Annotated in this window: 21 protein-coding genes; 4 read left to right on the forward strand and 17 right to left on the reverse strand. The window is 27.4% G+C overall.

The features are described from left to right. Positions 1-47 precede the first annotated feature (47 nt). Together BINT_RS08685 and BINT_RS08690 are read right to left on the reverse strand one after the other, a co-directional pair. Positions 48-686, reverse strand: coding sequence for a GNAT family N-acetyltransferase (locus tag BINT_RS08685; RefSeq protein ID WP_234944308.1), 639 nt, complete (start codon positions 684-686; stop codon positions 48-50). 11 nt (positions 687-697) lie between these two features. Next, entirely contained in the window at positions 698-1243 is a 546-nt protein-coding gene (locus BINT_RS08690) for a BspA family leucine-rich repeat surface protein (protein WP_014488199.1), read from the reverse strand. Between the two features lie 190 nt (positions 1244-1433). Between BINT_RS08690 and gdhA the strand changes: the two genes are divergently transcribed. Continuing rightward, on the forward strand, positions 1434-2786 hold the full coding sequence (gdhA, locus tag BINT_RS08695; RefSeq protein ID WP_014488200.1) for an NADP-specific glutamate dehydrogenase: 1353 nt from the start codon (positions 1434-1436) through the stop codon (positions 2784-2786). A 112-nt stretch (positions 2787-2898) separates the two neighbouring features. Here the strand turns inward: gdhA and BINT_RS08700 are convergent, their stop codons facing one another. The 10 genes from BINT_RS08700 to tyrS all read right to left on the reverse strand — a co-directional run bounded on the left by BINT_RS08700 (position 2899) and on the right by tyrS (position 17234). Next, positions 2899-3402 (reverse strand): flavin reductase family protein, encoded by a 504-nt coding sequence (locus tag BINT_RS08700; RefSeq protein ID WP_014488201.1) that lies wholly within the window; start codon positions 3400-3402, stop codon positions 2899-2901. 257 nt (positions 3403-3659) lie between these two features. Next, a complete protein-coding gene (locus BINT_RS08705; protein WP_014488202.1) occupies positions 3660-5063 on the reverse strand; it encodes a tetratricopeptide repeat protein in 1404 nt (467 codons plus the stop codon). Between the two features lie 67 nt (positions 5064-5130). Beyond that, a complete protein-coding gene (locus tag BINT_RS08710) occupies positions 5131-6006 on the reverse strand; it encodes an Rpn family recombination-promoting nuclease/putative transposase (protein ID WP_014488203.1) in 876 nt (291 codons plus the stop codon). A gap of 50 nt (positions 6007-6056) precedes the next feature. After that, the gene (locus BINT_RS08715) at positions 6057-6404 is read right to left on the reverse strand and encodes an immunity 51 family protein (protein ID WP_014488204.1); all 348 of its coding nucleotides are present in this window, start codon (positions 6402-6404) and stop codon (positions 6057-6059) included. A 354-nt stretch (positions 6405-6758) separates the two neighbouring features. Continuing rightward, positions 6759-7421 carry an ankyrin repeat domain-containing protein gene (locus BINT_RS08720; protein WP_014488205.1) on the reverse strand — a complete coding sequence of 221 codons (663 nt, stop codon included), beginning with the start codon at positions 7419-7421 and terminating at the stop codon, positions 6759-6761. A gap of 210 nt (positions 7422-7631) precedes the next feature. Next, positions 7632-8666: an NADH:flavin oxidoreductase/NADH oxidase gene (locus BINT_RS08725; protein ID WP_014488206.1), complete on the reverse strand. Its 1035-nt coding sequence runs from the start codon at positions 8664-8666 to the stop codon at positions 7632-7634. Between the two features lie 168 nt (positions 8667-8834). After that, complete coding sequence (locus BINT_RS08730; RefSeq protein WP_014488207.1) at positions 8835-11495, reverse strand: ankyrin repeat domain-containing protein; 2661 nt, start codon at positions 11493-11495, stop codon at positions 8835-8837. Between the two features lie 154 nt (positions 11496-11649). Beyond that, complete coding sequence (locus BINT_RS08735; RefSeq protein WP_234944309.1) at positions 11650-13032, reverse strand: ankyrin repeat domain-containing protein; 1383 nt, start codon at positions 13030-13032, stop codon at positions 11650-11652. A 41-nt stretch (positions 13033-13073) separates the two neighbouring features. Continuing rightward, positions 13074-16010 carry an LPS-assembly protein LptD gene (locus tag BINT_RS08740; protein ID WP_041177365.1) on the reverse strand — a complete coding sequence of 979 codons (2937 nt, stop codon included), beginning with the start codon at positions 16008-16010 and terminating at the stop codon, positions 13074-13076. Between the two features lie 27 nt (positions 16011-16037). Further along, complete coding sequence (gene tyrS / locus BINT_RS08745) at positions 16038-17234, reverse strand: tyrosine--tRNA ligase (protein ID WP_014488210.1); 1197 nt, start codon at positions 17232-17234, stop codon at positions 16038-16040. Positions 17235-17617: 383 nt separating this feature from the next. On the opposite strand from tyrS, the gene gyrB reads away from it, so the two are divergent. From gyrB to BINT_RS08760, 3 genes are all read left to right on the forward strand, one after another. After that, a complete protein-coding gene (gene gyrB / locus BINT_RS08750; protein WP_014488211.1) occupies positions 17618-19528 on the forward strand; it encodes a DNA topoisomerase (ATP-hydrolyzing) subunit B in 1911 nt (636 codons plus the stop codon). A 92-nt stretch (positions 19529-19620) separates the two neighbouring features. Continuing rightward, a complete protein-coding gene (locus BINT_RS08755; RefSeq protein ID WP_014488212.1) occupies positions 19621-20592 on the forward strand; it encodes an NAD(P)-binding domain-containing protein in 972 nt (323 codons plus the stop codon). A gap of 27 nt (positions 20593-20619) precedes the next feature. Next, positions 20620-20922, forward strand: a complete 303-nt coding sequence (locus tag BINT_RS08760; protein ID WP_014488213.1) for a PTS sugar transporter subunit IIB — start codon at positions 20620-20622, stop codon at positions 20920-20922. Positions 20923-20977: 55 nt separating this feature from the next. On the opposite strand, the gene BINT_RS08765 is transcribed toward BINT_RS08760, so the two are convergent. The 5 genes from BINT_RS08765 to BINT_RS08785 form a co-directional block, all read right to left on the reverse strand. Continuing rightward, on the reverse strand, positions 20978-21877 hold the full coding sequence (locus BINT_RS08765) for an ABC transporter substrate-binding protein (protein ID WP_014488214.1): 900 nt from the start codon (positions 21875-21877) through the stop codon (positions 20978-20980). Positions 21878-21922: 45 nt separating this feature from the next. Beyond that, complete coding sequence (gene nadD / locus BINT_RS08770) at positions 21923-22480, reverse strand: nicotinate (nicotinamide) nucleotide adenylyltransferase (protein WP_014488215.1); 558 nt, start codon at positions 22478-22480, stop codon at positions 21923-21925. A gap of 177 nt (positions 22481-22657) precedes the next feature. Then, positions 22658-24502: a bifunctional metallophosphatase/5'-nucleotidase gene (locus BINT_RS08775; RefSeq protein WP_014488216.1), complete on the reverse strand. Its 1845-nt coding sequence runs from the start codon at positions 24500-24502 to the stop codon at positions 22658-22660. Between the two features lie 75 nt (positions 24503-24577). Further along, positions 24578-24934, reverse strand: a complete 357-nt coding sequence (locus BINT_RS08780; protein ID WP_014488217.1) for a hypothetical protein — start codon at positions 24932-24934, stop codon at positions 24578-24580. Positions 24935-24959: 25 nt separating this feature from the next. Beyond that, positions 24960-25298 (reverse strand): hypothetical protein, encoded by a 339-nt coding sequence (locus tag BINT_RS08785; protein ID WP_014488218.1) that lies wholly within the window; start codon positions 25296-25298, stop codon positions 24960-24962. Between the last annotated feature and the right edge of the window lie 127 nt (positions 25299-25425).

Consider the following 25425-nt stretch of genomic DNA (forward strand, 5'->3'; position numbering starts at 1 on the left):
GCTATTTTATTTATTTTTATTAATACATAAAGAATCAATATTTTTAATTAAAACTGATTTATTGCAGAAGTGCTTACAGCATATAAAAACTCTTTAGGAGATTTATAGAACTTTAATTTATTATAATCTTCTGAGTGCATTTTATCTTTCAAATAAGGCAAGGCAATATTTAAATGATTTTCTCTATACCCTATTTTTTCATCAGTAAGCAAAACAAAACCTAAATCACTGTACAGTTTAATGGCTCTAAAACTTCCAGCCTGAGTATGCAAATATATTGGAAAATCTTTTTTATCTATGGAATTTAAAACATGAGAAATTAAAGATCTTCCTATACCCCGCCCTTCATATTCTTTTTTTACTTTAAACCAATGTATTGTAGTTATAGAATTATAAGCCTTCCAATCAAAGCATGTTCCTATAGGAGTATCGTTATCATCACAAATAAATAAGCATTTCTCAAAAAATAATTTTTCATTACTTCCATACACATCTTTGAAATACTGCTCCATAAAATTTCTATAGTTTTTCTTATCTTCTTCATTATCAAATGGAAATTCAAACCATAAATTTAATTCATCTCTTTTGCAATTTCTTATATGATAACCATTAGGAATATCTGATAATGCATTTTTATTAATTGATTTGCACATCATAAATAAATTACTATCTTCTATTTTTTTCATTTCAATACTCATTACTCACTTTTATACCAAATTGGCGTATTATCCTGCATGGCAGAGCAGTAGAAAGACATATACATCTTCGCATTTTTTGCCAAAACCCAAGAATCTAAATTCTGATTAAAACTATCCGCAACCCAAAACATACCATCAATATTTTTTACTTTGCTCACATTCCAATTATCTAAAGGCTGATTAAATACTCTAGCAATCCTAAACATATTTTCCATATTAGTAACATTGGAAACATCCCAGCTATTCAAAGGCTGATTAAATTTTTCTGCAAAGCAAAACATATTACTCATATTCTTAACTTTGGATACATTCCAACTAGATATATCATGATTAAAACTTTTAGCACCGCAAAACATTGAACTCATATCTGTTACTTTTGAAGTGTCCCAAGTTTCAATTCCTTTAAAATTTCTTAGCATAGAATTTTCAAATAATCCTGACATATCTATTATAAGACTTGTATCTATTCTATCAAACTTTATTTTTCTTTCTATCAAATCTATTAATTCATCTTTTGTTTGGGGTTTATATTTTTCTTTATTCATGATATATTCCTTAATTATTTCTTTAAAAATACTACATTTTAAACTATATTTCAATTTTTTATATAAAAATTATAAATTTGTTAAAAAAATAGTAATATCAATAAAAAACCGGTAACATTACTATTGACAATAATACTATTTAGTGTATAATGTTTCCAACAAATAAAAAAATAAAAAAGGAGATTAATTTATGTCTTCTCAAATGAACGAACAATTAGAAGCCATTTACAACAAAATAGTAAAAAGAAATCCTGGTGAAGTTGAATTTCACCAAGCAGTGAAAGAAGTATTAAGCACCTTAGAAGTTGTATTGAAGAAAAAGCCTCATTATATTGAACAAAAGATAATAGAAAGAATATGCGAACCTGAAAGACAAATTATGTTCAGAGTTCCTTGGATGGATGATAAAGGAGAAATACATGTAAACAGAGGTTTCCGTGTACAGTTCTCAAGCGTTATAGGACCATACAAAGGCGGACTTCGCTTTCACCCATCTGTTTATTTAGGTATCATCAAATTCTTAAGTTTTGAACAAATATTTAAGAATGCTTTAACAGGTTTACCTATAGGCGGTGGTAAAGGAGGTTCTGATTTTGATCCTAAAGGAAAAAGCGACAATGAAGTTATGCGTTTCTGCCAAAGCTTTATGACTGAGCTTCAAAGACATATAGGATATGATATAGACGTACCTGCTGGAGATATAGGAGTTGGTGCTAGAGAGATTGGATATTTATTCGGTCAATATAAAAGACTTAAAAATAGATTTGAACCTGGTGTATTGACAGGTAAAGGCTTAGGTTACGGCGGTTCTTTAGCTCGTACTGAAGCTACTGGTTATGGACTTGTATACTTCACTGACCTTATGCTTAAAACTAACGGCAAAAATGGTTTTGAAGGTAAAAAAGTAATAGTTTCAGGTTCTGGTAACGTTGCTATATATGCGATGCAAAAAGCTACTCAATTAGGTGCTAAAGTTGTTGCTTGTTCTGACTCTAACGGAGTTATTTATGATGAAAACGGCATCAATTTAGACACTGTAAAAAGATTAAAAGAAGTAGAAAGAAAAAGAATTAAAGAGTATGTTAATGCTCATTCTTCTGCTAAATATATGGAAAACGGAAACATTTGGGACATTGCTTGCGATATCGCTTTGCCTTGTGCTACTCAAAATGAACTTGATGCTAAAAGTGCTGAAACATTAGTTAAAAACGGATGTATATCTGTTACTGAAGGAGCTAATATGCCTTCTACTCCTGAAGCTGTTGAAGTATTCCAAAAAGCTGGAATATTGTTCGCACCTGGTAAAGCTACAAATGCTGGAGGTGTTGCTACTTCTGCTTTAGAGATGCAGCAAAATGCTTCTATGGATAAATGGGATTTTGATTATACTGATAACAAGCTTAAAAATATTATGACTAATATTCACAATACTTGTTATGAAACTGCTGAAGAGTACGGATTCAAAGGTGATTATTTGAAAGGTGCTAATATAGCAGGATTTGTTAAAGTTGCCGATATTATGATTCCTTACGGTTTAGTTTAATTTTATTTAATAAAATGCTGTATGCCGTTAGTATATATATTAAATATACTAACGGCTTTTTTATTATTGTCTTAGTAAAATTAAAATAATTAATATTTTTAATGAATAATTATCATGCCTCTTTAGCTGCAGCTATTTTAGAATAACCCTCCCAAGCAAATACAGGTTTTTCTTTATAATCAGCATATACTTCTTCAACATTGCATATATATAGATAATGATCTCCTGTTTCAATAAATTCTTTCAAATTACATTGAATAGCAGCTGCACTATGAAGAGGAATTTTTATATCACTTGTAGGAATACTTTGCATTTTTATTCCTAAATTTCTTATTTTATCAATTTCTCTTCCGCTATACATACCGCATCCCACTACAATTTCTTTAATATTTTCACTAGGAATCGTAATTATAACTTTTTTATTTTCACGAACTAATTCACCGCCATAAGAATCTTTATTCATTGCATAAGCTATCATACTAGGATTATAAGATAAATAAGTATACCAAGATACTGCAGTAACATTAGTTTCTCCATCAGGTTTATTGATGCATACTAATGCCACAGGATTTGGAGAAGTAATTAATGATGCTTTTGCCAAATTTATTTTTTCCATGATGAAATACTCCTTAAATATTAAAAAATATTTAACATGATAATTAATTTATAATAAAAAACAAGCAAAAAAATAATAAACTAATTTTTATTAAATCTAAAAATTGTTATAATTGAAAATTAGTTATATATAAAGGATATATATTTTTAATAGATAATTAATTATTAAAAAATAGTAATGCACTAAAAAGCACATTACTATTATTTTATTTAATTAATCATTAAATGTCTTTATAACTTCCGAATATTGTCTGAATCTCAATAATTTAAATTTATAATTGTATTTTTTAATACTTCTTCAGCTCTTTTTATAAACTCATCTTGATTATACAAAAGCAAGTCTATATATCCGCATAGTATTCCAAAAGCACTGCCTAACACAATACCTATTTCTTTACCACTTCCTTTCTCACCCATCATGCTTTCAAGCTCATCTGAAATATTATTTCTTTCATCAAAGAGTTTTTGATTTATATTTTCATCATTAAAATCATTATCTTTATTATCTGAAAATACATAAGTCAAATATACAGCCCTTGCTCCCATTTTGGAAATATTAACAATAGTATCTATATTGTAATTAACATAATCATCTATAAGTTCCATATAGCATGTATTACCCATAAATATATCTTCTCTGAAAAAATTATCTGTAGGCTTACACTCATAAACCGTATATCTATTTATAGGGTCTAGAATAATTTCCTTATTTTTATTTTTTAGAGTGTCCATTATAAAATCATAAAGTTTTGTAAGCTCTATCATACCATCAAGTTTTTTATCACTTTTTTCAACATTTCCTAATAAATATAATTTAAATATATTCTCACCTACTGCATGTTCAAGCATTATATAAAAAGCATTGTATGCATAATCTTCTTCTAGTTCATTTAATTTTTTATTATAGAATTTCAAATTAAAGAAATTGGTATCTTCATCATATTCAGGATATACCAAAATTTCTTTAAAGCTTAAATCTTTATTATACATTCTAAAATTAGAGTTAGCTATATCTTGTTTTTGCATATAAGGAAAAAATTTCCATTTACTTTTTAATTTCTCAGGCATAGCAGCAACTATTCTAGGTGTAAAATAAAATAAATATTCTTTGCCCTCTACAGTAAATGTAAACTCATAATTACCACCGAAAACAAACTGCAAATTGTTTGATATTAAAGCTACACCATTAGAAATAAATTCAATTATTTCATCTGATGACATATCAGATTTTTGCTCTATAAAATCAGATATAACTTTTTCATTTTCCTCAAACCATTTCCAAAACCTATTAACTCTCTCTTCAAAATTTATTCCATCATCTTTATCTTCAGAACATAGCATATAAAAATTATAAGCATCTGTATCATCATTATTTAAATCATAAGCCTTTTTAAAATACATTTCTGCATTTTCTCTATCGCCTTTATAATAATAAGCATAACCTACTCTATAATTCCATAAAGCATCATCAATACCTTCTTCTCTTATATACATTAAATTGTTCAATGCTTCATCATACTTTTCTATATTATTATAAGCTCTGGCAAGCAAACTAAAAAGTTCTGCACTTCTTTCATCTTCAGGAATTTCGATTATAATATCAATAATTTTTTCATGTTCATCATTTTCATGTAATTGATTTATTTCTTCTATTATGTTCATAGCACCACCTCTATTATTAAATTAATAAAACTTACTATATGATATTATAAATAAAATTGTTATTAGTTTATAATTTTTCTATTTCTTTAATACTTAATCCGGTATTCTCGCTTATAAATTTTGCATCCAAACCTGACTTTTTTAAACTTTTAGCTATAGATATTGCCTTATTTTTTTCTCCTTCTTCTCTGCCTTTCATTCTTTCTTCACTTAATGCTAATATATCAAAATAATTCTTCTCATATTCTGCATAATTTTCAAATAAATCTTTTGTATCTACAAATTTATTATATTCATCATAAACTTCTTTCATGATAGGATTTTTTTTAACTAGCATTTTCATAATTTCCTCCATTTTTTCTCTTTTTTCTTTAATTGTTAAAAAACAAAACCAAGCATTTAATTCATCTGTAAGACTTGAAGTACTAGATAAATATTTAGGAAGTTCTAGGAAGTGCATTTCCAAATGATTAGTAAGTATATGATTAGTTTCTAATTCTTTTATTACATAACAACTATGTTCTTTATCAATATCCTTTAACAAATTGAAATCCAAAATATTAATAACTATAACCTGTTTTAAATCATTATATTTTTCATTATTTCTCAAATTAGAAACATAGCCTTTAGCCCAATAATATAAACTTCTGTAAACAAATGATTGATTTCCTACTCTCTGTATTTCTACTAAAACAGTTTCGCCGCTTTTTGTAACTGCTCTTACATCTACTATTGACTGTTTATCATTTACAGTTTCTTTTAAATTAAAAGTATTAAGAACTTTTACTTCTTCAAATATCTCTTGATTATAGTCAGCCCTTACAGAATTAATTAAATTAAGTAAAATATGTTCATGTCCTTCTTTAGCAAACATATAACGCATAAAATAATCATTCAAAGGATTAAAATATTTTATTTGTTTGGTTTTTAATTTATTTTCCATAAGTATATTATACTGAAAATTATTAAGTTTGTCAAAAAACTATATATTAATTAATCAAGTTCAGCCCTTGAAAATAAATCTCTTATCAATTTATCGTCTTCACATGCCTCTTTAAATAATAAAGCAAATTTCTTTAATGCTTCAATATCGCTGCTGTAAGCACAGAACATACTTGCCTCAGAATCAAAATCAATAACATCTCTTAATTCCGGTACTTTTTCATCTAAAAACACCAAAGCTAAAGACTGCCAATCATAACCGCTGCCTTCAAATCCTTCATCTTCTCTTTCTTCAAATATTTCTGCTTTATATTCGCCAACATTAAGACAAAGAGAAGCAGTATTTTCATGCTCTACAAAAAAGAAAGGTTTTATTTTTTCATCAAAATTATTGTTCATTATTGTTTCCTTTTAATTTTATAAAATTAATAAACATTGATAATTAAATTTTGTAAATTATTTTAACCTTTATAAAAATATTATATATTTTATAAATTTAAAATTATTCTAATCTCATTTAAACTTTAAACGAGTTTAGAGTTTAGAGTTTAGAGTTTAGAGTTTAGAGTTTAGAGTTTAGAGTTTAGAGTTTAGAGTTTAGAGTTTAGAGTTTAGAGTTTAGAGTTTAGAGTTTAGAGTTTAGAGTTTAGAGTTTAGAGTTTACTCCTAAATCTATTTTTGTATTATATCATAAAAAATAGATTTTGTCAAATTATTAGAAACAAATGAACATAAGTTTAAAACAAGTTACTATTACCTTACAGCACCATATTTAATTAAAATTTCAGCCATTTTATAATTTTTATTTTCTTCCGACATAGTTAAAGCTGTTTTATTATAATTATTTCTTTTATTTACATCTGCACCATTTTCTATTAATATTTCAACCAATTCTCTATAATCCAATATCGCTGCATACATCAAAGCACTATAACCATGAATATCCTGAATATTAACATCAGTACCCAAAGCAATAAAAGTTTTAACCATATCAAGACTAGTCTTATTTAAAATATTATACATTAAAGCCGTTTTGCCATCTAAATTCTGGGCATTCATATTTGCACCTGATTCAGCAAGCAATTTTATAATATTTACATCTCTGCTTGAAGCATACATCAAAGGTGTAGATTTATAATTATCTGTAAGATTAACATCAGCCTTGTACCATATAAGCATTTGTATCATATCAAAATCACAAGTACTGCTTGCATATATTAAAGCAGTTTTTCCGCTGTCATTTTGCATATTGGGATTGGCATTGTTTTTTAGCAATAACTCTAATATATAAATATCTTTATTAAATACCGCATGCATCAAAGGAGTAACACCATATCTATCTTGAACATTAATATTAACATCTTTTTTATTAAGTATATTTCTAATTGACATAATATCAGATTTTTCAGCTGCCATAATTAAATCATTTTCTTTTTGAGTAAATGAATAAATAATATTACAGCAGATGCTTATAAATATGACAATAAATACGGTTTTCATAATTTACAATTCTATTACTAAATAAAAATATATCAACTATTAAATTTAATAATCATACAAATAAAAAAGTCTGACTATGCCTAAACATAATCAGACCTCAAATTAAATAAAAAATATTAATGATTATTATCTCTTAGCTTGTTCATATTGTTTAGGGAATGGCACATCAATACCTAAAGTTCTAGCAGCTTGTAATGCCCAATATGGATTTCTTAATAATTCTCTTCCAATATACACAGCATCAGCAGCTCCATTTCTTACTATCATATTAGCCATTTTAGGATCAGTTATTAATCCTCCGCCAATGCAAGGAACTTTCATATATTGTTTTAATTCACGGCAGAATGGAATTTGATATCCTTCATAAGGAATGATTTTTCCGTCAGCAGTAACAGCACCTGTACTAACATTGATAGAATCGAATAAACCTTCTTCTTCCAATGGTTTTAACATATCTGCAAAATCTTTTACTGTGTTTCCGCCTTCTTTCCAATCATAAGAAGATATTCTTATTTGTATAGGATAATCTTTTCCTAATGCTTCTTTACCTTTTCTTAAAATCTCTTCCAAAATTTTAGCTCTATTTTTTCCGTATTCATCAGTTCTCTTATTTGATAATGGCGATAAGAATGTAGAAATTAAATAACCATGAGCAGCATGAACTTCTATCATATCAAATCCTGCTTTTTTAGCTCTTACAAATGCTTTAACAAATGCATCAACTACTTCGTTAATGTCATCTTGAGTCATTTCAACAGGAGTTCTGTATTTATCATTGAATGCTTCAGCTGTAGGAGCATAAATTTTATCAACTTTTGCAGATTCGCATTTTCTTCCCGCATGGTTTATCTGTATACCAGCAGAAGCACCATTGCTTTTAATAGCATTTACTAACTTAGATAAACCGTCAATATATTTATCGTCCCATATACCTAAATCTCCGTCTGTAATAGAACTTACATAAGGAAGTACTCCTGTAGCTTCAACAATAACTAAACCTGTTCCGCCTATAGCTCTTGTAGCATAATGCAGAATATACCAATCATTAACATATCCGTCCTCTGCAGAATACATACACATTGGAGGCATTACTACACGGTTTTTTATTTCAAGGTTACCTATTTTCAAAGGTGTAAAAAGATTACTTTTTTCTGGTTTCATAAAATAACTCCTAATCAAAGTTTTAAATATTTATTACTATATAGTGGGATACAGTATACAGTAATTTTAATTATATTTCAATTTAATAATATAATTAATACAAGATTATATTACTTTTAATAAAATGTAATTATTAAGAATAAATTATTTGATATACATTTTATACGTTTATTTCTTTAATAAATCAGAAGCTATAAGACCTTCATTATTTTTTATATCAGTTTTTGCACCGCTCTTTACAAGAAGTTCTATAGTAGTGGCATATCCTTTTTCATTAGCATAATGCAAAGGGGTATTTCCATCATTATCCTGAGCATTAATGCTTAAAAAAGTATTAGATAAATAATATGATATAGCATTGTTATTGCCATACATAGCCGCAAAATGCATAACGCTTCTTCCACTTAAAGATTTTTCTCTAGTTAAACTAGAATCTTTTGAAAGTAGAAAATGTATCATGTCTGGATTAGAAAATGCTGATGCATAAAATAAACTGCAGTAACCATTATAATCTTTTTTTCTCATATCAGAGCCGCTTTCTATAAGTAAGTTTACTGCATTAGTATTTCCTTTGAATATTGCATATTGTAAAGGAGTTGTACCATTAAATAATACTTCTCCGCTGAAATTTTCACCTTTCACAGAATAAACATTTGTATAATTATTAAGAGACATTTCTATATCTATAACATTACTATAACTTAAAAGTGCCTTCATAGCTTCTAATTGATCATAATTAATGGCATAAAGCAAAGGGGTGAATCCTTCTTCATTTCTTGAATTTATATCTACACCATTTGAAATAGCTTTAAGCATCTCCTCGATATTACCATTATATATAGCATCAAATAAAGGTTTACTAGTTTCATATATATGAGAATAATCATCATCTGTATCAGGCTCTACATAATCGTCATTTTCATCATCAAGAGTTTTATCATCACTGTACTCGTATATTAAATCATCAGCAAAATTATTAACCTGCATCACTTTCACTTCATCAAATATATTATTATTATATTGCATATTATAATATGAATTAGTTAATATAGTGTTATTGTTTGTATCATTCATATTATTAAAATTAGTATTTCCATATAAATCATTACTTGCTTTGCTATTATTTAATTTTTCATTAGTATAAAAATTACTATAGGAACCATTATTTGTCATAATATCATTTGTAATAATCTCATTAGTTATAATATCATTAGTAATAACATTATTTGTATTTAGATTATTACTTATAATACTCTCTATACTCTCAACTCCATCACCATAAAGTAAATCGGAAGCAGTTTTTCCATCATAATTTTTTATAGTATAATCAGCACCTTTTAATAATAAGAATCTGTATGTATTACTATTATGATTTTTTACTGCAAAATGCAAAGGAGTATTACCATCAATATTTTGTGCATTTATATTAATAGGAGTTCTATTCATAAGTGCAATCAAAGTATTAGTATTTCCCAATGCCGCTGCATTATGTAAAGGAGTGTCCCCATATATATCAACAACTCTATAAGAATTGCTGCTGTAATTTAAAAGCGTATCAATAACTTCAGCACTTCCATAACTTGCTGCATACATTAAAGCATTATTTCCTAAACTATCTTTTCTGTTTATATCAGCACCAAGTTTCAAAAGAGTATTTATTATATTAGTATTACCTTTGAATATAGCATATTGCAAAGGACTAGCATTTCCCAAATATACATTTCCTGTAAACTCTATTCCATTAGTGCTTTCATCAAAATATACTTCTTCTGCTGGTATGAAAGAAGTTTCTATATTTATAATATTTGTACCGCTCATTTTATATCTAAAAAGCTGATTAACCATATCATCTTTTCCAAGGTGTATAGCATAAGTGAGAGGAGTGTCATAGGCTATAATTACATCATTCATATTAAAATTAGAATACATCATTATATTTCTTAAAGCATTAGTGTCTGATGTTTGAATAGTTCTTGCGATGAACATATTTTCTTCATAAGTATTCGTAAGTGAATTATTATTTTCTTCCTGATTATTTTCTAAATCAACAGCCGAACTTCCTCCTGATAAAACATATTCAGGCTTTACTCCATAATTATCTCCTATATCTTTATTAGCACCAAGTTTAATAAGAAGATTATATGCCTCTTTTTTTGCATAGTAAGCGGCATAATATAAAGCGGTACACCCGTTTGAATCTCTGTCATTAATATTCATATCAACATTTTTAATCAAGAAATTAATAGTTTCTAAATTGTTAAGCGAAGCAGCATAATGAAGCCCATTAATATTTCCATTAGATGTTTTATCATTAACTAATGTTCTGTCTTTTACAAGAAGCATTCTTATAATATTGCCATTTCCAAAACCACATGCATATAAAAACACAGGAGTTCCTTCATTATCTCTAGCTTTAACATTAGCTCCTTTGTCTATTAGCTGTTTTACTATTCTTGGATTACTTTTGAATATAGCAAACATCAAAGGAGTAGCCCCTCCTATATTAAAGCTATCACCTTCAACTTTATTTATATATGGATAATCTGCAAAATCATCTGGAAGTTTAGCTTCAATATTAACATCATTATATTCAAGCAATACTCTTACAGCTCTTTCATTATTACATTCAATAGCATACAAAAGCGGAGTCAATCCTTTTTCATTTGTAGCATTCAAATCCATTTTATATCTTAAAAGATTTTTTAATTGAGATTCATATTTATTTTCTTTTATAGCATTAAAAAATTCCTGCTCTTTTTGAGTTAATGCAAATATATTAAAACTGATAGTAAAAAGTAATATAATTAATAAAAATCCGTTTCTAATCATAAAAATAATTCCCTAGTAAACATAATTACAAAATTATATAATAATAATTAATTAATGCAATATAACAAAATTGATAATTTACTGTAAAATATCGGCAGGCTTTAATCCATCATTATTGGCTATATTTTTGTCAGCACCCAATCTTAAAAGTAAGTTATAGGCTTCTTTTTTTTTGTTTGGCAGCTGCATAATATAAAGCAGTCCAACCATCATCATCTTTAGCATTAATATCTACTTTCAAATTTCTCACTAAATATTTTATGTTGTCTAAATTATCATAAACAACAGCCATATGAAGCGGCGTAACATTATTTTTTGTTTTACTATTAATAAGACTTTTATTTTTTGATAGAATATTTCTAAGCATAGAACTATTTCCAAAAGCAGCCGCATATAAAAATGTAGACCATCCTTCTTCATCTGTGGCATTCACATTAGCACCTTTTTTTATAAGTTCATTAACTATTCTTGAATCGCCTTTACTTTTAAATATAGCATAGATAAGAGGAGTCGCATTTCCTATATAAACAGCATCTGAAGAGTCTTCTCCCAAATGAGTAAAATATCCCTCCGGAAGTTTTGATTCTAAATCAATATTTTTATTTGCTAGAAGTACATTAACAGATCTAATACTATTATTTTTTATAGCTAAATGTAAAACACTTAATCCATAACCATCTTTAGCATTAATATTAGCTCCCCTATTTATTAAAGCTCTTATACTCCTAGAATCATCTTTTTCTATAGCTTTAAATAATTCAATATCAATCTCTCTTACTTCATTAACTTCATTATCAATTTTTCTAGTAAGTACAGTTTCAGGAAGCACATTATTATTATCAGCAATATTAGTATCTGCTCCAAGTATTATTAATAAATTATAAGTTTCCATACTTTTAGAATGTGCAGCATGATAAAGAGCAGTCCAGCCGTCTATATCCCTAGCATTAATATCTATATTAGAATTAGTACATAAATACATTACTGTGTCAAGATTGTTATAATCACAAGCTATATGCAAAGGTGTTACATTAAATTCTGTTTTAGTATCAAGTAAAGTGCTATCCTTTTCAGCAAGTAATGCTATAGTATTTAAATCAGAAAAAGCAGCTGCATACATAATACTATTCCAAGTTTTAAAATCTCTAGCTTTTAAATTGGCTCCATTATTTACTAAAATTTCAGTTATTTCTCCAGCATTTTTATATATAGAATAAAGTAAAGGAGTAGCTCCTCCTAAATTATTTGGATAGTCATCTGGAAGTTTTGAGTTGATATTTATATCTTCATTGCTTATAACTGTTCTTACATATTCAACATCATAATTATCTATGGCTTCATATAAACTATTATATTTTATATTTGAATTATAATCGTATTCTACTTCATTAGTATAATCAATATTGTAATTACTGTTTACAACTTCATTAGTATATACATTATCATTCATAATGTAATTAGTAAATATATAATTATCATTTTCTTGAGAAAAAATGAAAGTACTGAAATAAAACATTATAATAAAAATTCTCTTCATAAATAAATAACTCTCTACATAGAATCAATATTAATATATCATTATTGTGTACTAGCAGCACTATCTTGCAAATCAGTAATGGTACTATTAAGATTATATTCTTTTTTAGGCAAACCAACAGTAGGAAAGTCTGTAAGAGTAAACTCAATCCAAAACTCTTTATTCCAATAAACACCTTTTACTGAACCAGAAGTAATATCAGAAGGCAATGTAGAAGGTCTAACAGCAAAAGTAGCCTGAATCTGCCATCCATCTAATTCATGCCAAATACTAGCCTCTATTGATTTTAACTTGAATAAACTCTCAGTTCGCTTTTTAGAATCAGAGAAATTAAATGAATTTATAATATCCCAGAAAGGATTTACCCAAGTTTGATTTTCTTTCTCAGCATATGATTTTATATATCTGTAGGCATTCTCATTCGCACTAGTAGTTGCTATTCTAAACTTCCACTGCTCTAAAACCTGAAGTTCTATACCAAATGTAAATGCTGCTGTATTGTATCTGTAATTGATAAAATCATGAGTAAAAGAAAAACCAAAATATAAATTAAAATCATTAACTATGCCGTCAAAAAAAGGCTTTTTATTGTTTTTTATTAAAATCCAATCTGTAATTTTACCTAAAGGTATAGGAAAGTGAAAATACGCATTTATTCTATTGGCCGTTAAATTAGTTCCTAATAAATTTCTAGTTATATCATAAGAAATATAAGACTGATTATATAAAAGTCTTGCAGAAGCTCCAACTTCAGTTGTTAACATTTTATTTGTAGAAAATTCAACTTGATAAGTTTTTGTTTCAGCATTATAACTAGGTATAAAATCATAACCTGTTGTTATAAATGTTTCCATATTAAGATTTAAATCAGGTAAATAAAATAAACTATATCCTGTTCCACCCATAGAAAATTTAGTTGTAAAATTATGATTATTAAATTCGCCGAATTGTGAATTTCCATAATTATTATCAATATATTTTTCTTTAAATCTATATCCCAAACTATATGTAGTATCCCATCTGATAGTAGGTTCAAAATACTTAGTAAAATTATAAGGTAATATACTATATGGTAAAAACATAGAAAAATTCATTCCTGTTCCTATACCAAAATATGTATTATCCTTATCATAAATCAAATCTTCAGCTGTAGGAGATATACTATTTTGATATGCATATTCCATATTAACACTAGGTACAAATCTTATGAATTCATTAGTGAAAGTTCTTGATAAATCCCCGTACAAATTAAGATTATTTCTTTCTGCAAGTTTATCATTTAATTGAGAATCAAGTCTAGGATTATTATAAAAAGCAATACCTTCTGAAGTTTTATAATTAATAGTATGATTATAATTAGCTCTTAAATTATAGTTAATATTAACATTTGGAAAATAGTAAGATGTTTCATCTCCAAATACAGAACTGTAGCTAGCTTCTACAGAAGGAAGAATAAGCTTATACGGTTTAGGCATATAATAATCGAAATTAGTATTAACATCAACTGATATATTCCTAACTGCTTCCAAATCCCATTCAGCACCTACTTTTAAATTTAATCCGTAAATATTATTATTAACATATACAGAATTTTCAATATATCTTTCAGGATAAGAATCTCCTATATCCTGCAACTCTCCTGTAAGAGAAGTAAAAAATGTTAATATATCAAATTGCCCTCTTTGATTGTAAAAATCAGATCTAAAATACAAATCACTATTCAAATTCAATTTACCTGTAACATAACTATTTATATTTTTACTGTTATATAATTGAATTGTATGATCATATTGAAATTTATATCTTGGTACAAATTTTCCAGATTCCCCTGAAGCAAAATAGTTAACATACCTAGTACCATAACCTATACTTGATGTTATATAGGAGTCAAGTAAATAATATTGTCTTCCTAAAGCAAACATAGCATCGAGTGCTAAATTCTGATACTGACTTGTATATCTTATCTCATCACCAATTAAAAAACCCAATTTTTGATAAGCATCAAATCTTACCTTATGCTGAACACCATACAAATCAAATATTTTATAGTTCTGTATATAAACCCCTTCTCTCAAAGATTGTCCGAAAGAAGTTATAATACCTGTACCAAAATTATTTTGAATAAATAGAGGGAAATAAAATACCGGCTGTCTTCCTACCCTATAAATACTGTTAAAGACCATCATCTTTTTACTATCCCAAAGATAAACCCTGCTTGCTAAAAAATCATGGGCTACAGGTGTAAGACGGGAAAAACTAACACTGCTATTTTCAGCAAAAAAATCCTGATCATTAAATTTTATTACACGGCCTTCAACTGTAAAACCCATAAATTTAGTACCGCCATTGAATAGAATACCCTTTTTATTTTCTCTATTTAGCATAAACCATTCACCATTAAGCGTACTACCCTCTGCCTTAACAGTTATATTTCCTGATGCAAAAACCTCTCCTGTTTTTAAACTATAAACAACTCTATCAGCAACTAACGTATTATTATACATTTTCATGGTAACATTACCATATAATGATATAAGCTCTTCTCCTGCTTCTTCTACGGCATATCTTTCAGCAAAATCTGCTCCTATGAGTTCTACTTGAGCTCCGCCTTTGTTTATAGTTGTTCTAGCAACTTCTTTTACTTGATCATTACCTTTTATGACTTCTTGTTTTATATTTACCTGTCTTTCAATAATTCTTGCTCTTAAAGAGCTTTCTGTATCATAAGGATAAATTTCTATATTATTAACTCTGGCATATTCCTGAAGTACATAATATGGGGTAAAATTAACTAAATTAATAAAGGATACTGGGTTTCTTTTGGCATCGAATCTATTTATCTGCATTATTGCACTTTCACCTCTATTAGTAGAGATAGTATTATTATTTGTTGCAATAGTATTATCTGCATTAGTATCTTGGGCATAAAGCCACACATTAAATATTAATGTAAATAATAACAAGATAAAGATTCGCATTGTATCCTCTAAAACCAATCATTAATTTCAAGAAAATTTAATTTTAAAGAAATTGCGTTTACCTACTTTTAAAATACCCTCTTTTGAAATAACAGCATTTATATCATTTATCTTCTCATTATCCAATGTAACACTTCCTTGAGATACAAGTCTTTTCAAGTTAGATTTACTTTCTGATGACATACAAATAGATAACACATTTAAAATATTATCATCTTTGCTAATACTAACTTCTTCTATCTCATCAGGAAGTCCTTTAGAACTAAATATTCTTTTGAACTCTTCTTCAGCATTCAATGCTTCTGCTTCTCCATGATATATTTTTACTATTTCTTTTGCTAATATTCCTTTTATGTTTCTAGGATTTTCTCCATTTTCCATAGCTTTAACATAGTTCTTTATATCATCTAAAGGTATATCTGTAAGAAGTTCCATATACTTAGCTATTAAACTATCTGGTATACTCATAGCTTTACCATACATATCTTTAGGACTGTCATATATTCCTATATAGTTTCCTAAAGATTTACTCATCTTCTCAACACCGTCTAAACCTTCTAATAAAGGAACAGTAATAACTGCCTGAGGAGATAATCCGTATTCTTTCATTAAAGTTCTTCCTACAAGCAAATTAAATTTTTGGTCATTTCCTCCAAGCTCAACATCGCATTCCAAAGAAACTGAATCATATCCTTGTGCTAATGGATATAAAAATTCCATAATACTAATAGGCTGTCCGTTTTTATATCTCTTAGAAAAATCATCTCTTTCTATCATTTGAGCTACAGTATATCTTGAAGTGAGTCCAAGTACATCGGCAAAGCTCATTTTTTCAAGCCATTTAGAATTAAATTCAACTATAGTTTTTTCAGGATCCAAAATTTTGAAAACTTGCTGTTTATAAGTTTCAGCATTTTTCAAAACATCTTCTAAAGTAAGTCTTGGTCTTGTTTTAGTTTTTCCTGATGGGTCTCCTATTCTTCCTGTAAAATCACCTATCAAAAATATAACCTTATGTCCTAATAACTGAAAATGTCTCATCTTTCTTAAAAGTACAGTATGACCTAAATGTATATCAGGTGCTGTAGGATCGAATCCAGCTTTAACTGTCAATTGTTTTCCGCTTTTTAATTTTTCTTTTATTTCTTCTAGTCCTATAACTTCGCTTATTCCTCTTGTAATTAACTCTATAGACTCATCTATACTGTATTTTTTATCTTCCATTTTTATATCCCTTTTAATAAAAAATTATTTTTTATAAATATATAATTTTACTAGAATATTAATAATAATGTAAATTTCAATTAAAGTCAAATAAAGAATTTTTATTATGTTAATTTATAATATAAAAAATAATGATATATGAAGATAATTTCATGTTTCATTATTTTTGAAAATATTTCTCATTTATTCACATATTTATATAAAAAACAACTGATTTGAATTTGTATTTTATTAAAATTATTTATAATACAAAAAGAAGAAAAAAGTTAGAATATTCTAATTTTTATAGAAAAATACAGTAATATTAATTTGTAATATTTAACTATTCATTGTATAATATATACATTAAAATTTGAAAATAAATTAAGAGGAAAATTACAAATATGGCTGCAGAAAAAACATATAGCTCGAAGAATATTCAAGTTTTAGAAGGATTAGACCCTGTTAGAAAGCGTCCTGGTATGTATATAGGTTCTACAGGTGCTCAAGGTTTGCATCACTTAGTATATGAGGTTGTAGACAATAGTATAGATGAAGCTATGGCAGGATATTGTAAGAATATAACTGTTACTATAAAGAAAGGCAATATAATACAAGTTGAAGATGATGGAAGGGGTATACCTGTTGATATGCATCCGAAACTTAAAATTTCTGCTTTAGAAGTTGTTATGACTAAACTGCATGCAGGCGGTAAATTCGATAATGAAACATATAAAGTATCGGGCGGTTTGCATGGTGTTGGTGTATCAGTAGTTAATGCTTTAAGTACAGAGTTAATAGCTGAAGTCAATAAAGACGGTAAATTATACAGACAAGTTTATCATAGAGGTATTCCTGAAGAACCTGTAAAAGAGGTTGGAACAAGCAAAAAAACAGGAACTACCGTAACATTTAAAGCTGATGATGAGATATTTGAAACAACAGTATATGACTATAAAATATTAGCTAACAGACTTAGAGAATTAGCTTTCTTAAATAGAGGAATAAGGATTACTCTTGTAGATGAAAGAGAAGCAGAAGTTGTAAGCAATGAATTTTATTATGAGGGCGGTATAGAAATGTTTATAGCTCACCTCAATGAAAATAAAAAACCATTGCATGACAAGCCTATATATCTTCACAAAAATGAAGATAAAACAGATGTAGAAGTAGCTATGCAGTATGTTGATGCATATAATGAAAATATATTCACATATTGTAACAATATCAATACTACTGAAGGCGGTACTCATTTAGTTGGGTTTAGAACTGCTTTAACTAGAGTATATACTGATTTTGCTAAAAAACTTGAATTGGATAAAAAAAGCAAAATAACATTTATGGGCGAAGATACAAGAGAAGGTTTAGTTGCTGTAGTATCTGTAAAAATTCCTAATCCTCAATTTGAAGGACAGACAAAAACTAAATTAGGTAATACAGAAGTAAGAGCAGTAACAGAAAAACTTGTAGTTGAAGGATTAAACGACTATTTCTCACAGAATCCTAAAGTTATAAAAGCTATATTAGAAAAAATAATATCTGCAGCACAGGCTAGAGAAGCTGCTAGAAAAGCAAGAGATTTAGCTAGAAGAAAAAATGCATTAGAAAGCGATTCATTGCCTGGAAAATTGGCTGACTGTTCAGAACAGGAAGTGGATAAATGCGAAGTATATCTTGTAGAGGGAGACTCTGCAGGCGGTACTGCTAAAGGCGGAAGAGACAGACATTTCCAAGCTATTTTACCGCTTAGAGGTAAAGTATTGAATGTTGAAAAAGCAAGACTTGATAAAATCATAGATAATGAAAGTTTAAAACCTATAATAGCGGCATTAGGCTGCGGTGTAGGAGCTTCTTTTGATATATCAAAAATAAGGTACGGCAGAGTTATTATAATGGCCGATGCCGACATTGACGGTTCACATATAAGAACTTTGCTTTTAACATTCTTCTTTAGATATATGCGTCCTTTAATAGATTTAGGGCATATATTTATAGCTGTTCCTCCACTATATAAAATAAGTTTTGACAAGAAAAATTTTGTTTATGCTTATTCTGATGAGCAGAGAGATAAAATATTAGCTGAAAATAAAGACAAAAAATATGATATACAAAGATACAAAGGTTTGGGGGAAATGAATGCCGATCAATTATGGGAAACTACTATGAACCCAGAAACTAGACTTATGTATCAGGTATTAACAGAAGATGCTGAAAAAGCAGATCAATTATTCTCTATGCTTATGGGTGATGAAGTTAAGCCTAGAAGAGATTTTATTGAATCTAATGCAAGATATGTTAAAAATTTAGACGTTTGATTATATCTTTATAATTCCATATTTGTATTTTTCTTAAATATCTTTATTTCAAATATAGGTTAATTGTATACTTTAAAAAAAGGAGACAAATTATGGATAATAAATATGATTTAATTATTGTTGGAGGCGGTCCCGGAGGAATTGCTGCTTCTGTTGAGGCTTCCATATTAGAAATGAAAAAAGTTCTTTTATTAGAAAAAGGAGATAATCACTCTACTACTATAAGGAAATTCTATAAAGATGATAAAAGAGTTGATAAAGACTATAAGGGTGAGGCTCTAGATTTAAAGGGCAACATAAAATTTAAAACTGCTACTAAAGGTGATGTATTAGATTTATTCAGTGAATGTTTATTCGGCAACTATATAGAGGCTATGTTTAATACTGAAGTTGAATCTATACAAAAAAATGGTGAATATTTAGAAGTAAACACTTCCGATAATAAAAAATATTTATCAAAATATGTTGTAGTTTCTATTGGTAAAATGGGAAGACCAAATAAACCTGATTATACTATACCTGCTAGTTTAAATAATGTAGTAAATTTCAATATTTATAAATGTAAAGAAAATGAAAAGGTATTAGTTGTAGGCGGAGGAAATTCAGCAGTTGAATATGCCTACTTGTTAGGAAAAGATAATAATGTTACAATAAACTATAGAAAAGCTGAATTTACAAGACCAAATGAAAAGAATTTGGAAACTATTAAAGAAGATATATCAAGCGGAAAAGTAAAGGCAAAACTTGGAATTGATATAACTTCAATAGAAGACAAAGATGGAAAAGTATTAGTACATTATACTGATGGTACAGAAGATACTTATGACAGAGTAATATATGCATTAGGAGGAGTTGCCCCTGTAGATTTCTTGAAAAGATGTAATATAGAATTAGATGCGAATGGAGTACCTATGGTTAATGATAATCATGAAAGTTCTGTTCAGAATCTATTTATAGCAGGAGATATATTATATAAATCAGGAGGATCTATTGCTAAAGCATTAAATGCCGGATTTGATATAGTTAAATATATAGATGAATTAATGAAAAAATCTGGTAATTAATAATTTAATATATTTAAGGAGTTAATTATGTTAAAAGTATTAGTGGTTTGTGCTAATGGAACAGGTACCAGCTTAATGATGAAGGAAAAAGCTCAAATGGCTTTGATAAAGTTAGGAATAGAAAATTTATCAATAGACCATTGTGATATGAATCATTGTAAAACAGGAGATTATGATTTAATTTTCTGTCCTACTAGTTTTCTTGATAGTTTCAAAGAGGCTGAACAAAAAGGTGCTAAATTAATCGGAATAAAAAATATATTATCTGAAGAAGAGTTCAAGCAAAAACTTGAAGAATCAGGATATTTAGACGAGCTAAAACATAAATAATTATAATATGCTGCATAATACGATTAAAAATTATTTTGTATTATGCAGCTATATATTATTTTTCTATATAATAAAATTCATTTGAAGGTATTTTATTTCCTATTAACTTCTTATCAAAGTTATATAAAAAATTATAATAACTATTTAAAGCAAATTTCATTTTTTCACCAGTATAAAAAGTAAGTCCCATTCTATTTATACCATAAACAGCAGACTTAGCATTAATTATCATAGATGAATCTTTTATTAAACTCTCTATTTCATTTTTATTATTTATTATATAATCAGTGGATTTTTTGTATTGCTGTAAAACTTCCTGAACTAATGCCCTATTATGATTAATAAAACTATTTTTAGCAATGAGTACAGCTACAGGATAATTTTCAACATATTTAGACATTTCAACAACTATATGAACATCTTTATTTTCAAGCATGGCAGAAGATACAAAAGGTTCAGGCAATATTGCAATATCTGCATTTTTTGATGCAACAGCTTTTGCTAAATCAGGATTACTCAAAGAATAATTAATATTAACCTTAGGCAGATTTTCTTTTGATATTAAATACTGAAGCATTAAATCAGGTGCTGCCAATTTAGTACCGCAGTATACAGTTTTATTTTTTATATCATTTATAGTTTGTATTTTATTATCAGCAGACACTATAAAAAGTTTAGTTTCAGATATTACAGCAATAACTTTATAATCTAATTGTCTATTAAAAATTATAGCCGCCATATTAGCAGGAATTGCAGCTATATCTGTCTGCCCTTTCACTATCAATGAAAGCATATTATTAGGGGCATTTACAAAGTGAATATTTACTCCCCTATAATCTTTCATCATTTTTAAACCACCTATTCCTGTAGGGCCGCTAAGAAGATACATTTCCTGAGAATAAAGACTTCCTATAAAAATAAAAATCATTATCAATATTAATTTTATATTCTTCATTTTATTTTTCCTATTTTACAAATTTATAAATATAATTTTTTGATACTATATAATCATAAACTTTTTCTTTAACAAAATATCTGAATCCTTTTTTTCTTTTATTCTATTTCTGATAAGGCTTGATGATATATCTATACGCGGAGCCATTATCACTTTAATATTATATTTATCAATATTTTCTTTATATAGATTTTTATCATCTTCCCTATTCACAACTGTTATATCTGATATTTCAGCTATTCTTTCAGGCTCTCTCCATTTATCAAAATCTTTTATCAAATCTGCCCCTATTATAAGCCCTATTTTTCCTTCAATATCATAATTTTTATATAGATAATTTAATGTATTGATAGTATATGAAACACCATCATTATTAAGTTCATATTCATCCAATAAAAATCTTTCATCATTTTCTATTGAAAGTTTAAGCATATTGAGCCTATCTTCATTTGATACCTCACCGCTTATATTCTTATGAGGAGGAATTTTTGCTGGTATAAAAATTACTTTGTCATAATTGCAGTTTGTTATAACAGTATCAGCTAATATTAAATGTCCTAAATGAGGAGGATCAAAAGTACCGCCTAGAATAGCTATTTTCATAATTTATAAAACCTATATTTTATTTTGACATGTATTTTAATATTTAGATTAATAATTTGCAATAAGAAATTTTATAATAAGATTAAATAAAAAAGCCCATTTAATCATTATTTAAACAGGCTTAATTTATACATTTTCATTAATTAAAAATTTTATTTATTAATGCTCTATTAATTGTTAAGGATATAAAAGTTTATAATCTCTTTGTTTTCCAGCCTTAACATAATTTTCAGGAACAACTTTCCAATTATTAAGTTTTTCTACTGTAATAGGACCATTTTGTTCTTCAAACCAATTTATTATATAATATCTCAAATCCTTATCAGTAGATTTTAATACCAAATCCATATTCTGTAATGTTTCTAAATCTATTCCTGCTCCTTGAGTAAGATGTCCGCCGCCGCCGCTTCCTCTATAAGAATTGATTGCAACTTTATATTCTTTATCCAATTCAAAACTTCTTCCATCGGAAAGAGATTCTATTATAATTTTCTCTCCATTAGGTTTAGTTACATCAACAGTATAATTTAATCCTGCAACACTTTCATAATTATATGAAGGTGTTATAGTATCATAAGAATTGTACCTTTTATTAAATATTAATTTTCCACTAGAATCCTTCTTAAAAGCTATTAAATGGTCATTAATATTATTCATGGTATTAAACCATCTTCCATAAGAATATTCCATAGCATCTTTAATTTGCTTTCCTGTAAGTTTCATAACATAAAAGAAATTCTCATAAGGATATAAATTGAACATATCTTTTACTTTTATTACACCATTATTCAAAACAGCATCCTTACTTAAAGGAGCAGCAAAAGAAATATCAGCCTTTTCACCAAGCTCTTTTTCAGCTATAGTAAATTGTAATTTATGTATAAAACTCAAAAAATAACTATCGCCGAATATGGCTTCATCTGAAACTAATTTAGTATTTAAATTACCTATATCTCTGCTAACCCATTTTTCTATATTAGCCCTTGCATCAGCAAACTTTTCTAAAAATTCTTTATCTGATTCAAATTGAGAAGGATCTAATAAATTTCCATCAAATTTCATATTCCAAGTTTTATTATTTTTGTTGTAACTCATAGAAACATCAACAGAAGCTATATATCTAGCAGAATTCACTCCTCCATATATAGGTACTATTTTTCCGCTAGGACTTTTAACTTCTTTAGTTTTTTGTTTTGAAGTTTGATCATAGCCCAATCCGCTCCATCCTTGATGATCATGCCCTACAAATATAATATCAAAACCATCAACCTGCTCTGCCACTAATTGACTTGCATTTTCATTTTTATATGTTTCTTTGTCATCTGTATGATCAGCTCCGGCATGAAATAAACCTATAATCATATCAGGCTTCTCTTTATCTTTTATAACTTTAATCCACTTTTTAGCAGATTCCACCATATCCTCAGTAGCTAAACCCTCATATAAAACTTTTGGAAGCTGCCTGTCTATTGCAGGTTCTATAAGTCCAAGTACTGCTATTTTTACACCATTTTTCTCTACTACAGTATAAGGTTTAAAATAAGGCTCTTTACTTTTTTCATCTATCAAGTTAGCTGCCAATAAAGGCGCTTTTAATTCTTTTGCGAGCTTATCATAAACACTATGTCCTGCCTCAATATCATGATTTCCAACTGCTACAGCATCATAATCCATATAATTTAGAACTTCTGACCATATATGAGGTTCATTAATTGCCACAAAATTATAATAATAAACAGTAGGCTGTCCTTGCAAAGAGTCCCCATTCTCTAATAACAAAATAGTCTTACCTTCATTTTTTAATTGCTTTAAATAGGAAGATACATGAGCCATAGAAGTATCTTCTTCTTTATCTGTGATAAAATTATATGGAAAAATCATCCCATGAATATCTGTTGTCTGAACTATCGTAAAATTAACTTCTCCTTCAGGATAAACTCTATTTTTATCTTTAGAATTGCAAGATACATTTGTTAATAAGGCTGACAAAAAAATACTCATTACTATATAACCTCTTTTCATATGTTTCCTCCAATATTTCATTTGCTTAACATTATAATATATAACAAATTAAAATAAATAAGGAGATTAACAAAATCACTCTATTTTCAAAACTTTTTTCACTATATCAATATTAGCTATTATGAAGTTTATAGAATTAAATATATAATATAATGTAAAAGCGATAAATATTATAAAAACACTTCTTTTAATAGTTGTTCTTGTTTTACTATCTTTATCTTCTGTCCAAAATAAATCTATAATATCTTTCTTTTTCTTTTTATTTGAAGATTTATTTTTCTTATTGTCTTTACTTTGTTCTTCTTGTTTCTTAGGAAGCAATCTAAAAATCAAAGATATTATTATGTATATAATACATGCCAATATAACAAAATTGAATATCAAATAAAAAGTCATTATCTGTTCAATATCATTTAAATTTAAATTTTCCATAAAATATGAATCTCCTTCTATAATTCTAACTATTAAAAAAACAAGCTATAGTTTGCTTATTTACTAAATCTGTATACTCTGCTTTCCAATAATGTATATCATTAACTTCTATATATTTTACATTATTATCATTCTTCACTATTTTAGTAATAAAAGTTTTATTTAGAAAAATAAATAAATGTTTTTCATCTCCAAAACCTCCAACCGATATTTCTCTTATTTCATTTCCAGCTTTTAACTCATTATACAATATTTTTTCTAATTCATTATTTAATTTAGATAATTTATTATTTTTTATAATTTCATTTATTACTTTAATTTGCTCTTCAGTTGTTTTTTCATTAAAAATAATATGCTGCTTCAAAATAATATTCCCAAAATAAATATTTTATACTATTATATAATATATTTATTTTTTATTTTGTAAAATGATATATTATGTTATAATTTACAAATATTAGTTAGATATGTTTTTATAAAAAAATATTAAG

Origin of the sequence: Brachyspira intermedia PWS/A (genome assembly GCF_000223215.1) — a bacterium.
Taxonomy (GTDB): domain Bacteria; phylum Spirochaetota; class Brachyspiria; order Brachyspirales; family Brachyspiraceae; genus Brachyspira; species Brachyspira intermedia.